Consider the following 15,441-nt stretch of genomic DNA (forward strand, 5'->3'; position numbering starts at 1 on the left):
AAGCTAGGGGGCTCCGGCCGCTTCGTCCACCCGCGGCGGATCAGATGAAGTTGCCGGCGGTGAGCGTGGCGGTGTTGAGGAAGGTGATCTGGGTGCCGTCGGACAACGCGACGATGGTGTTGCCGCCGGCATGCGTGGCGTTGGCCAGCGCAATGGCGGCCTCGCCCGCCGCATAACCGGCCAGCGCGACGGAATGATGGGTGGGGTCCCAGTCGGCGATCACGTCGCTGCCGCCGCTGCGGCCGTTGATGAAGGCGAACAGCGTCAGGCCGCTGCCCCCCTGCAACGTGTCCGCGCCCTCGCCGGCCACCAGGATGGAGGTGCCGGCACCACCGATCATCAGGTCGGACCCCGTGCCGCCCAGGAATACGCCGCCGCCGGCGCCGCCGAACAACGTCGCTGCTCCGGTACCGCCCACCACGGTGGCGGCGCCGTCGCCATTGATGAAGTTCAATTGTCCGGTGCCGACAAAGGTCAGAACGCCGCCGGAACCGGCCGTGATGGTGGCTGCGCCGCCGCCGCCCACGATCGTGTCGGCGCCGTTCGAGGCGACCTGCGCGTCGCCCGCGCCCAGGAAGACGATGCTTTGGCCGGTGCCGGTCCGGACATCGGTGGGGCCGGTGCCGGCGACAAGGGTCGCCTCGCCCACCGACGCCGCGCTGCTGAGCGTCTCCGCGCCGCTGCCGCCGAAGATGACGCCGCTGGCGCCGGTGCCGAGTGCCAGAACGTCGCCCGCGCCGCCGCCGACAATCGTGGCGGCGCCGCCCGTGGCACCGACGCTGTTGCCACCGGAGGTACCTGCCAGGAACAGGCCGCCACCGCCGGTGACGGTCATGCTCCCTTCACCCGCTGCAACCGTATTCGGCCCGCCGCTGCTCAGCCCCGTGAAGTTGATGCGCGCGCCCGCCCCGTTGCCCAGGATGGTGTTCTGGCCATGACTCGACGTAACCGTCAGCGCCGCGTCGGTGGTGGCGAGCACGCTGCCGCCGGAGGCGTCGATGCTGGCAGTGCCGGCGCCGGCGAAGATCGTACTGATGCCGGCGGCGGCGTTGAAAGCCAGGTTCCCGCTGAATCCGCCCGCCTGCACATTGCCGACGGCGATGACGGTGGCGCTGCCGCTGCCGCCCAGGACGGTGTCGGTGGCGTCAGTGTCGGAGCCATGCGTGACCACGAAGTTGCTGCCGGCGCCGAGGAAGATCAGCTTGCCGCCGGCATTGCCGTCGATGATGTTGTCTCCGTCCATGGCCCAGACGGTGTCGGCGCCGTTGCCGAGCAGGAACACCTGATTTCCGGCCCCGGCAAGCGCTGCCAGCCCGTTGTCGCCGCCGCCGGCGATGACCGTGCCGGAGCCGGCCCCGGCCATGTATGTCAGCCCACCATTGCCGGCCACGACGAGTTGGCCGCTATCGGTGCCGCCGGTGACGGTCACCCGGTCGGGCGCATCCGTCGCGAAAATGGAATAGCCGGCCGGGACAGTAACGGCGCCGCCCGCGTGCAGCACGATCTCGCCGCCGCTTCCGGCCGCGAGCGCGGGGATGGTGGCGCCGGGCGTCGCCACGAACGGCACGACAGAGCCGGAGCCGACCGCCGCGTTCGTTCCGGACAGGGCCGCCTGGGCGGCCCCCCGATAGGCCGTGCTGGCGAAGGGGATCACGAATTCGCCGCCGGTCGCGCCGGTCACGCTCACCACGGCCGACACCGTGATGTTGGTTCCACCGTTGCCATCGGGGGTCAGGAAGAAGGCAGAGCCGCTGTAGTCCTGCGGATTGGGGAGCCGCAGTTGCAGCGTCACGGAACCTGCGGCGGTCGGGATGCTCAGCACTTTGAAGAAGGGGTCGAACGCGCCGAAGGCGGCCGTTGCAGAGAGGGCGGCAAGGTCGATCGTGTCGCCGGGCACGAAGCCGTTGATGACGTTCTGCGGCACGACGGTGCCGTCGATACGCAGGACGCCGTGATCTGCGGCGAAACTGATCTGCCCCGTGCCGGCCGCGGCGGCGTTGCCGAGTTCGAGGGTGCCGTAGATCATCGTGGTGCTGGCGTAGCTGTTCACGCCGTTCAGCACCACCGTGCCGCCAGCAGGCGGCAGGGCCGGCACGGGGGCGACGTACGGATCGACGAAGCCGTTCGGGCCTTGCCACTGAATGGGCCACGAGTACACCGTCGTAGCCGTTACCGACGAATCGTACGCCCCGCCGGATGTCGTCGTGGCCGTCGTCGCGTTCTCCCCCGGCACCGGCGTATCGGCGATGACACCGTCGATCACGAGAGTCTGGCCGGCTGCAGGCTTGAGTGCGAAGGACTGGTTGCCGGACAGGAAGATGCTGGAGCCCAGGGCTTGGCCGTCGCCGCCGCCGTCATGCCCACTGCCGCCGGCCACCGTGCTGCTGCCGATGGTGCCGGACTGGATGATCAGCGATCCGCCGGCATGCACGAAGATGTTGCCGCCGGCACCCAGGCCGCCGCCGCCCCCGGCGCCATTGGCACCGCTGCCACCGGAACCGGCGCCGAAGCCCCCGGCACCGCCGGTCGCACCACCACCGCCGCCGCCGCCGAAGCCGCCGCCACCGCCGATGCCGCCGCCGGCACCGCCGTCACCGAACCCGCCGCTCACACCGGTATCGCTGCCCGCGCCTGCGCCGCCGGGATTCACCGCCGCGCCGCCGTCGCCGCCGATCGCCTGGTTGTAGGCGAAAGCGACGACGCTGAGCGTCACGGTGCCCGATTGCGCGATGAACAGCGCCCCGCCAAGGCCGGCCCCACCGCCGCCGGCATCGACGCCGCTGACCCCCATGCCGCCCTTCGCGACCGCACTGGCGATGGTGATGTTCTCGATCGTTACATTGCCGGCGTACACATAAAAGCCGCGGGCGACGCCGGCCCCGTTCAGCAGGCCGCCCTGGCCGTCGATGGTCAGCGTATCGCCGGTTGCAAGGTTGATTGCCGGCAGGTTGGCGCTCAGTGACAGATAACCGGACGGATCGAGGCTGGTATCAAGCGTGATGGTGTAGGCCGTGTCCGCGACCGAGTTCGCGCCGCCGAGATTGATGTCGAGGATGGCGGCCGTCAGCTCCGCCTCGGTCGATACGGTGTAGGCGGTCTGCATCGGGCCGGCTCCGTGCGGGAGACGGCAGGAAGCCAGGGCTCGGCTCCCGTCCGATCGCCCGGTCCCGACCTAACAGGAATAAGAACGGTTGCTCAATGTTTTTTTCCTGCAACGCAGGGTTTCAGCGGACTGCGCCCGCGGGCGGGCGTGCAACATGAACCCTCCCCCTTGCCCCGCGTGGCGGGACGAGGGATCGGGTCAGAAACTGGCCACCGAGCAGCTCGCGCCCTTTGCCTTGATCTTCGCGCAGAAGCTGGAGGCTTCGGTGGCGTCGGCGAAGCCGCCGGTGCGCAGGCGCCAGAAAGTCTTGCCCTCGTGCTCCACCTTCATGACCGCCGGCTTCCGGCCGCCGAGCACGTCCGGCATCTTCTTTTCCAGCCGCTGCCATTCGCTCAGCGCCGCCTGTTCGGAAACCAGCGCCGCAAGCTGCACTTGCGCGCCGCGGCCCGCGGGGGCGGCGGAGGGAGCGGGGGTGGGGGCGGCCTTCGCCACAGCGGCAGGTTTCGGCGCGGGCGGCTTCGTGTCCGGCAGGGGCGAAACCAGGGCGGTGCCGGGGGTCGCCGGCGCGGCGGGGCTCAGCGACACGGTCTGGGCGGCGGGCACGGGGTTGGCCGCCACCGGCGGCGCTGCGGGCGCCGGAGCGGCGGCGAGGCGTTCCTGGGCCTTCAGGGCCTGCGGCGCTGGTGCTTCCGGCGGCGGCGCCAGCGCGGCGGTGTCGTCGGACTTGCCGGACAGGATGGCCTCGTCCGAGCCCGCCACCTGCAATCCGCCGGGATTCTCGGGCTTCACCCGCAGCGGCCGGCTGTCCGCCTCGACCACGGGGATGCCGCTATGGCGGCGGCCGGTCAACGACCAGGCGCCGACGAGCACCAGCAGCGCGCCGCCGATGCCGGCGGCGATCAGGACCAGGCGCCTGGTATTGGGATCCATCCCCTCGCGACGGCGGGGCACACGGTAGCTGGGGCCCATAGCGGGCATCGGGATGTCCAGTTCATCACGCACGGCGCCAATCTCCCCGCGCTGGTATGTGGCTAACGCATCTCCTCGACCGGGGTGACGCCCATGACCGCCAGACCGGAGCGAATCACCACCGCCGTCGCGGCCACCAAGGCCACGCGGGCGAGGGTCTCGTCCCGGTTCTCGGGCTGCAGGAACCGCAGTGCAGCATCGTCCCGACCTCGGTTCCACAGCATATGAAAGTCGGCCGCTAGATCATAGAGGAAAAACGCGATTCGGTGCGGCTCCCTTGCCAAAGCCGCGGCTTCCACCATGCGCGGCCAGGACAGCAGGCGGCGAATCACGGCCAGTTCGGCCTCGTTTTCCAGGCTTGCCAGCCGCACATCGGCCAGCGCCGAGTCGGACACCGCGTCGGCGCCGAACATCTCCGCGGCGGCGCGCAGCACGCTGCGGCAGCGGGCATGCGCGTATTGCACGTAGAACACCGGATTCTCGCGTGTCTGGGCGACGGCGGCGGCGATGTCGAACTCCATCTGCGCGTCGGACTTGCGCGTCAGCATGGTGAAGCGCACCGCGTCGCGGCCGACCTCGTCGAGCAGGTCGCGCAGGGTGATGAACGTGCCGGCGCGCTTGGACATGCGCACGGGCTCGCCGTCCTTCAGCACGTGCACGATCTGGCACAGCACCACGTCCAGGTTGCCGCCCAGCGCCTTCACCGCGGATTTCATGCGCGAGACATAGCCGCCATGGTCGGCGCCCCAGACGTCGATCAGCACCTCGAACCCGCGCGCGATCTTGTCCGCGTGGTAGGCGATGTCGTTGGCGAAATACGTGTTGCTGCCGTCGGATTTGCGCAGCGGACGATCGACGTCGTCACCGAACAGGGTGGCGCGGAACAGGGTCTGCTGGCGCGGCTCCCAGTCATCCGGCAGCTTGCCCTTGGGCGGCTCCAGCGTGCCTTCGTAGATCAGGTCGGCGGCGCGCAGGCGCTCGATTACCGCGTCCGTCGCACCCGCCGCCGCCAGCGCGCGTTCGGAGGTGAACACGTCCTGCCGGACGCCCAGGGCGGCGAGGTCCTCGCGGATCGATTCCATCATCCGCTCGAGAGTGAAGTCGCGCACGGTATCGAGCCACAGATGCGGCGCGGCGATGCCGCCATCCGGCTCGGCGAGCGATTTGCCGTAGGTCTCCGCCAGCGCCTGGCCGACCGGGATCAGGTAGTCGCCGCGATATTGCAGGCCGCCCGGCACTTCCTCGGTGAATTCGGCCTCGTCGATGGGCGAGCCGATGGCCTGCAGGTAGCGCCAGTAGGCAGCCCAGGCCAGCGCCGTGACCTGCGCGCCGGCGTCGTTGATGTAGAACTCCTTGGTGACGTCGTAGCCGCCCTTGGCCAGCAGGTTGGCGAGCGCGTCACCGACCACGGCGCCGCGGCAATGGCCGATATGCATGGGCCCCGTGGGGTTGGCGGAGACGTATTCCACGTTCGCCCGCCCCCCCTGCCCGACCGTGCTCTCGCCATAGGCCTCGCCGCTGCGCAGCACGTCCGGCAGCAAGGCGCGCCAGGATTCGGGCTTCAGCCGCAGGTTGACGAAGCCCGGCCCGGCCGCCGCGGCCTCGGCCACCAGCGGATCGGTGGCGAGTGCGGACACGATCTGCGCCGCCAGCTCGGCCGGTTTGCGCCGGGCGGCCTTGGCGGCAACCATCGCGGCGTTGGTGGCCATGTCGCCATGCGCGGGGTCCTTCGCCGCCGTCACCTCGACGCGCGCCCCTACCTCGGCAGGCAGGTCGGGCGCCGCCGCCTGCAGGGCGTCGAGCACGCGGGAACGCATTTCGGCGTAGATGTTGTCGGTCATAACGATCCTGGAAGGTCAGCCGGAGACGGAGATGTCGGTGAGGCGCAGGTGCTCGTCCATCGCGAACCGGTCGGTCATGCCGGCGATGTAGTCGGCGACCATGGTGGCCCCGCGTTGCGTGCCCGGGCTTTCGCCGGCACGCGCGCGCCAGTCGTCCGGCAGCAGGCCGGGGTTGTCGTGCAGCAGGCCGAACAGCTCCGCGGTGATGCGGCGGGCCTTGTAGTGCATGCGGTTCTGCCGCCAGTGGCGGTACATGTGGGCGTAGAGGAATTCCTTGATCACCCGGTTGGCTTCGGCCATCGCCGGGCTGAACGCCACCACCGGCGCCCTGGCGCGCCGGATCGCATCCGCGTCGACGGGGTCGAGGGCGGCAATGCGCCGGCGGGTCTCCTCGATCACGTCGGTGACCAGCACGTTGATGACGCGGCGGATGGTCTCGTGGCGCAGCCGCGGCGGCGGCACATCGAGGCTGGCGCGGCCGGCGGCGGCCAGGGCGTCGCCCACCACCGGCAGATGGCGGATGTCCTCGGTGCCGAACATGCGCGCGCGCAGCCCGTCGTCGAGATCGTGGCTGTGATAGGCGATGTCGTCGGCCAGGGCCGCCACCTGGGCCTCGACGGAGGCGTGAGTGGCGAGGTCGAGCGGGTGGCGCTCATCGTATTCGGCGACATAAGGCGGCGGCTTGCGCAGCGGGCCGTTGTGCTTGGCCAGGCCCTCCAGCGTCTCCCAGGTCAGGTTCAGGCCGTCGAAGGCGGCGTAGCGGCTTTCCAGCAGGGTGACCACGCGCAAGGACTGGGCGTTGTGGTCGAAGCCGCCGAACGGCTTCATGGCAGCCGCAAGTGCGTCCTCGCCGGCATGGCCGAAAGGCGGGTGGCCAAGGTCGTGGGCCAGCGCCAGCGCTTCCGCAAGGTCCTCGTCAAGCCGCAGCTCGCGGGCGATGGAGCGGGCGATCTGCGCCACCTCGATGCTGTGGGTCAGGCGGGTGCGGTAGAAATCGCCCTCATGGTTGACGAAGACCTGGGTCTTGTATTGCAACTTGCGAAAGGCGGAGCTGTGGATGATGCGGTCGCGGTCGCGCTGGTAGGGGCTGCGCGTCGGCGCTTCCGGCTCCGGATGGAGCCGGCCGCGGGATGTTTCCGGTCTGACGGCCCATTGTGCACGGTTCATGGCCTGCGGCGCATACACCCTGGGGACCGGCCCTTCAATCCGCCGCCGGTTCCGCCTATGTTGCACGCATGGACAGCACCACGGATTCCGTCTCCCTCGCCCCGTTCCGGCTGACCGACCGCGCGGCCGAGCGGATCGCCGAGATCGTCTCCGCCCAGGGCGGCGACGCGGCCCTGCGCGTGGAAGTGCTGGCCGGCGGCTGCAGCGGCTTCCAGTACCGCTTCGACCTGGATCGCACCCAGGCGGAGGACGACCTGGTGATCGAGCACAACGGCGCGCGCGTGTTCATCGACCCCGCAAGCCTGGACCTGCTGGCCGGCGCGGAGCTGGATTACGCCGACGCGCTGATGGGCAGCCATTTCGCCGTGCGCAACCCCAATGCCAGCTCGTCCTGCGGCTGCGGCACCAGCTTCGCTGTGGCCTGACAGCGCGTGAAGCTCGCCACCTGGAACGTCAATTCGATCCGCCAGCGCGAGGGGCATGTCCGCCGCTGGCTGGAGCAGGTGCAGCCGGACATTCTCGTGCTGCAGGAGATCAAGTGCGAGACCGCGGCCTTCCCCGCCCTGGGCTTCCAGGCGCTGGGATACCGCGCCGAGGCGGTGGGACAAAAGGCCTATAACGGCGTCGCCGTGCTGTCGCGCGTGCCGTTCGAGGTGACGCATCGCGCCCTGCCGGGATTGCCGGAGGACGATGCGCAGGCGCGGTATATCGAGCTGGCCGCGGACGGCGTGACGGTGATCGGCATCTATCTGCCCAACGGCAATTCCGGCGGCGATGCGGGATATGCCTACAAGCTGTCCTGGATGGACCTGCTGCGCCGGCGTGCGGCGGCGTTGCTGGACGTGGATGCGCCGCTGGCGATCCTGGGCGACTTCAACGTCTGCCCCACCGATGCCGACCTGGCGCCGGGCGCGCTGCCGCCCACCGACGCGCTGGTGCGGCCGGAGACGCGGGCGAAGTTCCGGGCGATGCTCTGGCTGGGGCTGACCGATGCGGTGCGGGCGTTGCAGCCGACCGGGCCGGCCTGGACGTTCTGGGACTACCAGGCCGCCGCCTGGCCACGCGACCAGGGGCTGCGCATCGACCATGCGCTGCTGTCGCCCACGCTGGCCGAGCGGCTGACGGCCGCCAGCCCGGACCGCCGCGAGCGTGGCGAGGACCAGCCTTCCGACCATGTGCCGGTGGTGGTGGAACTGGCCTGAACGCCCCGGCCGCGTCAGCGCGGCAGCACGCGCGGGTTGATCGGCGGGTCTGGCTGGACGAGCGGGTCCGGCTTCGGCGGTGCGTCGAAATGGCCGGGCACGAACGTGACGAGGCCGCCCCCGCCCTCGAAATTCCCCTTCACATAGCGGTAGGACCAGGGCCGGTGCTGGCGGTAACGGCCGTGCACCCAGTTGTATTGATACCCGTTCCAGCTCCAATAGCCCGGCACCCAGTCATAGCCGCGGCCCGGCGCGGGGGGAACCAGTTCGGGGCGGGGCGGCGGGCGGATACTGGGATCGTAAAGGCCGGCGGGCTGTGCCTGGGCGCCCCCGGACAGGGCCACGAGCGACAGCATCGCGAGGATCAGGGATCGAAGCAGGGCGCGCATGAACGGCAGCCTAGACCGTCTGCGCGAGAGGTGAAACGGTTCCGTGCGTTCACGTCTGGCGGATTGGGCGCATCGGGTGGCGCCCATCGGGCCGGTCGCCGCCTCAGTCGCACCCGCCGGGCCGGCGGAACACGCATATCGCGGGATCATCAGGGCTGCCCGCGCCGAAGCAGGCTGTGGTTTCAAACCCTGGCAGGCGGTCCCCTGGCCGCCCGATCAAGAAATTGAACCGCCCGCTGTTTCTGGCGAGTTGCTCGTTCGGATATTGCGGCACCGGCTGCCCGTTCAACACCAACCGCAGTCGCAACCGGAATGGCAAGGTCTCCAGTTGCTGAACGGCTTCGAAGGTCTCGAAATAGATAGGCACGTCGCGGTGCAGGTAGGTGTAGCCGCCGCTGCGATAGACCGACAGCGTCCGTACCCCCAGCCCGCATAGATTCGGCTCCGAGCGGGCGGCATCGAACGCCTGGACAACGGAACGGTCGCGGTGCCAGGCATTGGCCGGATAGGCCCGCGTAGCGGTCGCCGTGGCCACCGCACCGGCAATGACGACCGCCACCGCGATCGCCGTTGGAACGGTCGCGGCCCGGCGCAGGCGTATCACGCTTTGCAGCATCGACGCAGTGCCGAGTCCGATCAGTACTGGCATGGCTGCGGATGCCAGAAAAATGAACCGCATCTCCTTGTGTGGCGTCATCGAGTGCAGCGCCACGGTCGCCACCGCTGCGAATGCCAGGGCAGGCATTCGCGTCGCACCAAGCACCATGAGCCCCAACAGCAATGGTGCAACAATGTTCCACGCCACCGAGAAATAGGCAGGGAAATAGTACCAGGGCTCGACACCCAACGCGGCGCCCACGCCTTGCACCGCGTTACGGCTGAAGTTCAGCCATACCGACTGGAATGGCGCACCCCAGGTAAGCGTGTCGAGCAAGCCGCCGGTCAATGCCAAGGCCGCAAGGGTGCCCACGAGGACGGTGCCGAGGCGGGTATGGTCGCGGCCATGTTGCCACAACGCCGCGAGCGCCAGTGCCGGCGCATACTGGTAGCGCAAGCAACACGCCAGCCCGAACAATGCTCCAGCCAGCATGAGACGGCGCCGCGAGGGGCTACCGCCCGCTTGGACATCGCCCAGCCAGATGGCCCAGAACGCGGCATAGGTCGCCATCACCTCGGTCAGCACGGCCGGAGCGAAGTAGACGAGATCGAACCAGAAGGCGCAGAGCAGGCCGACAGCCACGGCGCCAGGCAAAGCGCAGCGCTGCTCTGCCATTCGGAACCCGACATACGGCACGCTGAGCGACGCGGCGATGACGCAGATCCGGACCACGAGCACATATGTCGACGGATCCGGGCTGACCAACGCGGTCAGCCGCATAACAAGGGCGATCATGCCGGGCAGCAGCCAGGACCGAATGCCGTCGATGAACTCCCACGGCACGACGCCGCTGCCAAAAGCGAGGCGGTGCGCCTGCTCCAGATACTGGAACGTTTCGTCTTGGAAGATGATATAGGTGTGCGTCAGTACCACCCATAGCCGTAACCCGAGCGCGACACCGAGCACTGTCGCGAGGGCAAGGTTGCGGCCGCTTCGCGCCTGCGGAATGTGGGATTTACATCGCACGAGGTCGGGCGCACCCCAAACCTTCGCAGGAAGCTCCGCGGCGGGCCCGGTGGGTGCGTCCCTCATGGCGGTGGAAGCGCAGGCCAGCGATGTGGCCGGTGATGAACTTGCAGCGTCCATGCCGCAGTTCAACGATGCCGCGCGTTAAGCCGGTATCAAGGTGACGCGGCGGTGGCGGGGACGGCGCGGTCAATGGCCACATCACCGGCGCGCGGGGGCGAGGCCACCGACCCGTCGCGAATACCGGTCCCGTTGCCCTTCATCCCGCCGCTCTCGCCCATGGGAACAGGAGGCGATCCGGCGCCGGCGGGCGCCACCTTCCCTCGCTTACGCAATCCGCTGCAACGCCGCATCCAGCCGCGCCATTTCGTTGTGCGCGGCCTGCAGCCGGTCGCGGTTTTCCTCCACCACATCCTCGGGAGCACGGGCGACGAAATCGGCGTTGCCGAGCTTCTTCGCGATCTTCTCGGCCTCGCCGGCGGCCTTGGCGCGCTCCTTCTGCAGGCGGGCGCGTTCGGCGGCAAGATCGATGACGCCGGCGAGCGGCAGCACCACGGTCGCTTCGTCCACCACGGCCTGGGCGGCGCCCTTGGGCAGTTCGCCGTCCAGCGGGCCGAGGCTGGAGGCGCGCGCCATGCGGGAAATCGCCTCCATCCAGCTTGCGGCGCGGGCCAGCGTGTCCGGGCGCGCATCCTTCAGCAGGATCGGGCTGAGTTGCGACGGCGGCACGTTCATCTCCGCGCGCACGGTGCGCACTTCGCTGATCAGGCGCACGACCCAGTCGAGCTCGGCGCGGGCCTCGGCGGCGCCGGGCACGCTGAAGGGCTCGGGCCAGGGCGCGCGGATCAGGCTGCATTCGGGACCGTAGCCGAAGCGGTCCCACAACTCCTCCGTCACGAACGGCGTGGCGGGGTGCAGCAGGCGCAGGATCTGGCCAAGCACGTAGGCGGCGGTGCGCTTCACCTCGGCGGCTTCGGCGCCGGCAGCGTTGCTCAGCGCCGGCTTGGCGAATTCCAGGAACCAGTCGCAGAACGTGTTCCAGGTGAAGCGGTAGCAGGCGGCGGCGTAGTCGTTGAAGCGGTAGGCCTCCAGCGCCCCGGTCGCCTCGGTGATGGCGTCGGACAGCGCGGCGAGGATCCAGCGGGTGAGCGGCAGCGTCGCTTGCGCGGGCTCGAAGGTCGGGTCCGGCGCGATGCCGTTCATTTCGCAGAAGCGGGCGGCGTTCCACAGCTTGGTGACGAAGCTGCGATAGCTCTCCACGCGGGCGGGCCCGAGCTTCACATCGCGGCCGGGTCCCGTGAGCGCGCAGATGGTGAAGCGCAGCGCGTCGGCGCCGTAGCGGTCGATCAGCTCCAGCGGGTCGATGACGTTGCCCTTCGACTTGCTCATCTTCTGGCCGCGCTCGTCGCGCACCAGGCCGTGGATATGCACGGCGCGGAACGGCACGTCCTTCATGAAGTGCAGGCCCATCATCATCATCCGGGCGACCCAGAAGAAGATGATGTCGAAGCCGGTCACCAGCACGTCGCCGGGGTAGTAGCGCGCCAGTTCCTTGGTCTGCTCCGGCCAGCCGAGGGTGGAGAACGGCCACAGCGCCGAGCTGAACCAGGTGTCCAGCACGTCCTCGTCGCGGGCGAGCGGCCGGTCGTCGCCGTAATGGGCACGGGCGGCGGCGATGACCTCTTCCTCGCTGCGCTCGACGAACACATGGCCATCCGGGCCGTACCAGGCGGGAATGCGGTGGCCCCACCAGAGCTGGCGGCTGATGCACCAGGGCTGGATGTCGCGCATCCAAGCGAAGAACGTGTTCTCCCATTGCTGCGGCACGAACTTCGTGCGGCCCTGCTCCACCGCCTCGATGGCGGGCTTCGCCAGCACCCCGGCGTTGCAGTACCACTGCACGGTCATCAGCGGCTCGATCGGCACGCCGGAGCGGTCGCCGTGTGGCACCTGGTGGGTGTGCGGCTCGGTCTTCTCCAGCAGCTCCAGGCGCTCCAGCTCGGCAACGATGGCCTTGCGGGCGGCGAAGCGGTCCTGCCCTTCCAGGCTGCGCACGAAATCGGGGGCGGCCACGCCGGGAACGGCGGCGAGCGCGGCGCTGATGTCGGCCAGGGTGACGCGGGCTTCCTTGTCCAGGATCGACGGCATCGGCAGTTGGTGGCGCTGGCCGACCGCGAAATCGTTGAAGTCGTGCGCGGGGGTGATCTTCACCGCGCCGGTGCCTTTCTCGGGGTCGGAGTATTCGTCGGCCACGATCGGGATGCGCCGGCCGACCAGCGGCAGGATGGCATGCTTGCCGATCAGGTCGCGATAGCGCGGGTCCTCGGGATGCACGGCCACCGCAGTATCGCCCAGCATCGTCTCGGGCCGGGTGGTGGCCACGGTGATGAAGCGGCCCGGTTCCTCGGCGACGGGATAACGGATGTGCCAGAGATGGCCGCGCACCTCCTTGTTCTCGACTTCGAGGTCGGAGATGGCGGACTGGAATTTCGGGTCCCAGTTCACCAGCCGCCGGTCGCGGTAGATCAGGCCCTCGCGGTGCAGGGTGACGAACACCTCCAGCACCGCCTTGGACAGGCCCTCGTCCATGGTGAAGCGCTCGCGCGGCCAGTCGAGCGAGGCGCCGAGGCGGCGGAGCTGGCGGGTGATGGTGCCGCCGGATTCGGCCTTCCACTGCCACACCCGCTCGATGAACGCCTCGCGGCCGAGTTCCTTGCGGCTGGCGCCCTGCCCGGCCAGCAGCCGCTCCACCACCATCTGGGTGGCGATGCCGGCGTGGTCGGTGCCGGGCTGCCACAGCACGTCGCGGCCCTGCATGCGCCGCCAGCGGACCAGCGTGTCCTGGACGGTGAAGGTGAGCGCGTGCCCCATGTGCAGGCTGCCGGTGACGTTCGGCGGCGGGATCATGATGGTGAACGGCTGGGCGTTGCTGTCGGGCGCGCAGGCGAAGGCGCCGGACGACTCCCAGCCCTCATACAGGCGGGGCTCGATCTCGGCAGGGGAATAGGTCTTGTTCAGCATGGGTCCGTGCTCGTTCGGTGCTGCCGCACCCGGCAGGGCCGAATGCTGGCCGGAAGGAAAAAGGGTCAGGAGACGGCGCGGCCGACGACGCGCTCGATCTCGGTGCGTACCAGCCGTTCGACCAGGACGGGAAGGTTGGTGTCCAGCCACTGCTTCAGCAGCGGGCGGATCTCCTCGCGCACCAGGTCCTCGATGGTGGGGCCGCCGCGATGCACGGCGATCTGTTCACGCTCGGCGATCAGGGTGCGCAGCAGCGCGCCGACCGACGCGGCAGCGGCGGCGGCTGCTTCGGGCGCCACCAGGGCCGCGGGAGTGGGGGCAGCAGACGGCGCCGGCGCGGGATCGGCCGGCGTCTCGGCGGCCGACGTGGCCGCGGCGGGCGGAGGGCCCGCAATCGTCGGCCGCTCGTCGCCGACGATCATCGAGGCATCCAAAGCCAGCACGTCGCCAGCGACCGGCCGATGCGATCCGTCCTGCGGCGCGGGTGTTTGCCCCCCCGCAAGCGGGGCGGCAGGATCGTCCTCGCTGAGGATGCGGCGTATGGAGGCGAGAATGTCCTCCATCGACGGGTCCGCGGCGCCGGCCGCCGGGGATGCGGCGGGGCCGCCGGATTGGGGCGGGTGCGATGCGCTCATGATGCTGCCGTTCGTCCCTGCGCCCGACCGCTCAGCGGCCGGGCTGGTCGGTGGCGTAGTCGCCGGTGCCGATCCACTTGTTGCGCACTGCCTTGTAGTAGGCCGTCTCGTCGTACAGCGGCACGTTCAGGCTGAGGTCGCGGGCGTTGAGGCGCCCGACCGCGGCCCCCACCTGATAGGAGGCGTTGACCAGGGCGGCCAGGTTCTGCACCAGGGTGACGCGGGTGTTGAGCAGCAGCTGCTCGGCGTTCAGCACGTCAAGCGTGGTGCGGCTGCCGACGATGGCCTCGCGCTGCACGCCTTCCAGGGCGATCTCGTTGGAGCGCACCTGCTGGCGGGTGCTCTCGATCGTGGCCTTGGCGGCGAAATAGGTCTCCCAGGCGCTGACGATCTGCTGCTGGGTGGTGCGGCGGGCGTCGTCGACCCGCTGGCGGGTCTGCTGCTGCTGTTGACGGGCCTGGCGGATGGCCGCGTATTCGGAGCCACCCTGGTAGATGGGCACAGTGAGGGCAGCCACGATCTGCGCCGTCTTCGTCGTCTGGTTCTGGGTCTGCGTGTCCTCGGCGCGGGCCAGCAGGCCCTGCAGGCTGAGATTGGGCATCAGCTTGCTGTATTGCAGGTCGAAATTGTCCTTGGCGGAGGCGTCGTCGAACAGGGCGGCGATCACTGCGGGATTGTTGCCGTTGGCCAGCTGCTTGGCCTCCTCCAGCGTTTTCGTGGGCAAGCGCAGCGGCTGCGGCTCGATCAGTTTGCCCGGCAGTTCGCCCACGACCTGTTGGAACTGGGCGCGCGCGGTCGCCAGGTTGCCCTCGGCGGTCTCGCGCGTGGCGGTGGCGCCGGCCAAGGCGGCCTCGGCCTGGGCCACGTCGGTGCGCGTGATCTCGCCAACGCGGAAGCGGTCGTTGGTGGCCTGCAGCTGGCGGGTCAGCACCTGTTCGTTGTTGACGTTCAGGGCCAGCACCTGCTCGGCCTGGATGACGTTCACGTAGGCGGTGACCACGGCGCCGAAGGTGGTCTGCTCCTGCACGATCAGACGGGCACGCTCGGCGATCACCTGGTTCTCGGCGCGGTTGGTGCTGGCGCGGGTCTGGCCGCCGCGATACAGCGGCTGCGTGACCGTGAGCTGCTGCGTGTTGGTGCCGCGCAGGGCGTTGTTCCGCGTGTTTATGGGCGTGGGCAGCGGGACGTTGTTGACCTGGGTGATGTGGTTGATGGTGGTGCCGTCGGCATAGCCGGCATTGGCGCTGATCGACACCTGCGGCCGCCACCCCGACAGCGCCGCCGGCACATTCTCGTCTGTCGCGCGCAGATTGGCGCGCTCGGCCAGCAATGTCGGATTGGTGGAATACGCGAGCGCCAGGGCATCCTGCAGGGTACGAATGTCGGCCCGTGCGGAACCAGGCACCCCGGCAGCGACCACCACGACCGCCGCAAGTCCGATGCCCAGAACCCCGATCCCTTGGCTGCTCCGCCGCATCATCCGCTCAACT

The 15,441-nt window shown here is 69.5% G+C and carries 11 protein-coding genes; 2 read left to right on the forward strand and 9 right to left on the reverse strand.

Annotation, left to right across the window (positions count from 1 at the left end; translation table 11 throughout):
* Positions 1 to 40: 40 nt before the first annotated feature.
* The 4 genes from OL599_RS14285 to OL599_RS14300 all read right to left on the reverse strand — a co-directional run bounded on the left by OL599_RS14285 (position 41) and on the right by OL599_RS14300 (position 7,080).
* Positions 41 to 3,103: a beta strand repeat-containing protein gene (locus OL599_RS14285; protein ID WP_264714468.1), complete on the reverse strand. Its 3,063-nt coding sequence runs from the start codon at positions 3,101 to 3,103 to the stop codon at positions 41 to 43.
* Positions 3,104 to 3,301: 198 nt separating this feature from the next.
* On the reverse strand, positions 3,302 to 4,105 hold the full coding sequence (locus OL599_RS14290; RefSeq protein WP_264714469.1) for an SPOR domain-containing protein: 804 nt from the start codon (positions 4,103 to 4,105) through the stop codon (positions 3,302 to 3,304).
* A 29-nt stretch (positions 4,106 to 4,134) separates the two neighbouring features.
* Positions 4,135 to 5,913 carry an arginine--tRNA ligase gene (argS, locus tag OL599_RS14295; protein WP_264714470.1) on the reverse strand — a complete coding sequence of 593 codons (1,779 nt, stop codon included), beginning with the start codon at positions 5,911 to 5,913 and terminating at the stop codon, positions 4,135 to 4,137.
* A 15-nt stretch (positions 5,914 to 5,928) separates the two neighbouring features.
* On the reverse strand, positions 5,929 to 7,080 hold the full coding sequence (locus tag OL599_RS14300) for a deoxyguanosinetriphosphate triphosphohydrolase (protein ID WP_264714472.1): 1,152 nt from the start codon (positions 7,078 to 7,080) through the stop codon (positions 5,929 to 5,931).
* A gap of 68 nt (positions 7,081 to 7,148) precedes the next feature.
* Between OL599_RS14300 and erpA the strand changes: the two genes are divergently transcribed.
* Together erpA and OL599_RS14310 are read left to right on the forward strand one after the other, a co-directional pair.
* Positions 7,149 to 7,505, forward strand: coding sequence for an iron-sulfur cluster insertion protein ErpA (gene erpA, locus OL599_RS14305; protein ID WP_264714473.1), 357 nt, complete (start codon positions 7,149 to 7,151; stop codon positions 7,503 to 7,505).
* Positions 7,506 to 7,511: 6 nt separating this feature from the next.
* On the forward strand, positions 7,512 to 8,282 hold the full coding sequence (locus OL599_RS14310) for an exodeoxyribonuclease III (RefSeq protein WP_264714474.1): 771 nt from the start codon (positions 7,512 to 7,514) through the stop codon (positions 8,280 to 8,282).
* Positions 8,283 to 8,296: 14 nt separating this feature from the next.
* Here the strand turns inward: OL599_RS14310 and OL599_RS14315 are convergent, their stop codons facing one another.
* The 5 genes from OL599_RS14315 to OL599_RS14335 all read right to left on the reverse strand — a co-directional run bounded on the left by OL599_RS14315 (position 8,297) and on the right by OL599_RS14335 (position 15,428).
* A complete protein-coding gene (locus tag OL599_RS14315) occupies positions 8,297 to 8,671 on the reverse strand; it encodes a YXWGXW repeat-containing protein (RefSeq protein ID WP_264714475.1) in 375 nt (124 codons plus the stop codon).
* 103 nt (positions 8,672 to 8,774) lie between these two features.
* Entirely contained in the window at positions 8,775 to 10,235 is a 1,461-nt protein-coding gene (locus OL599_RS14320) for a glycosyltransferase family protein (protein WP_264714476.1), read from the reverse strand.
* Positions 10,236 to 10,622: 387 nt separating this feature from the next.
* Positions 10,623 to 13,316, reverse strand: coding sequence for a valine--tRNA ligase (locus tag OL599_RS14325; protein ID WP_264714477.1), 2,694 nt, complete (start codon positions 13,314 to 13,316; stop codon positions 10,623 to 10,625).
* A 65-nt stretch (positions 13,317 to 13,381) separates the two neighbouring features.
* Positions 13,382 to 13,951 carry a DUF2497 domain-containing protein gene (locus OL599_RS14330; RefSeq protein WP_264714478.1) on the reverse strand — a complete coding sequence of 190 codons (570 nt, stop codon included), beginning with the start codon at positions 13,949 to 13,951 and terminating at the stop codon, positions 13,382 to 13,384.
* A 31-nt stretch (positions 13,952 to 13,982) separates the two neighbouring features.
* On the reverse strand, positions 13,983 to 15,428 hold the full coding sequence (locus OL599_RS14335; RefSeq protein ID WP_264714479.1) for a TolC family outer membrane protein: 1,446 nt from the start codon (positions 15,426 to 15,428) through the stop codon (positions 13,983 to 13,985).
* Positions 15,429 to 15,441 lie beyond the last annotated feature (13 nt).

Source organism: Limobrevibacterium gyesilva (assembly GCF_025989185.1).
GTDB classification, from domain to species: Bacteria; Pseudomonadota; Alphaproteobacteria; order Acetobacterales; family Acetobacteraceae; genus Limobrevibacterium; species Limobrevibacterium gyesilva.

Bases quoted from the DNA above. Each gene is read 5' to 3' on its own strand.
- argS (WP_264714470.1), bottom strand. From the start codon at position 5,913: ATGACCGACAACATCTACGCCGAAATGCGTTCCCGCGTGCTCGACGCC.
- OL599_RS14300 (WP_264714472.1), bottom strand. From the start codon at position 7,080: ATGAACCGTGCACAATGGGCCGTCAGACCGGAAACATCCCGCGGCCGG.
- OL599_RS14315 (WP_264714475.1), bottom strand. From the start codon at position 8,671: ATGCGCGCCCTGCTTCGATCCCTGATCCTCGCGATGCTGTCGCTCGTG.
- OL599_RS14335 (WP_264714479.1), bottom strand. From the start codon at position 15,428: ATGCGGCGGAGCAGCCAAGGGATCGGGGTTCTGGGCATCGGACTTGCG.
- erpA (WP_264714473.1), top strand. From the start codon at position 7,149: ATGGACAGCACCACGGATTCCGTCTCCCTCGCCCCGTTCCGGCTGACC.
- OL599_RS14330 (WP_264714478.1), bottom strand. From the start codon at position 13,951: ATGAGCGCATCGCACCCGCCCCAATCCGGCGGCCCCGCCGCATCCCCG.
- OL599_RS14285 (WP_264714468.1), bottom strand. From the start codon at position 3,103: ATGCAGACCGCCTACACCGTATCGACCGAGGCGGAGCTGACGGCCGCC.
- OL599_RS14325 (WP_264714477.1), bottom strand. From the start codon at position 13,316: ATGCTGAACAAGACCTATTCCCCTGCCGAGATCGAGCCCCGCCTGTAT.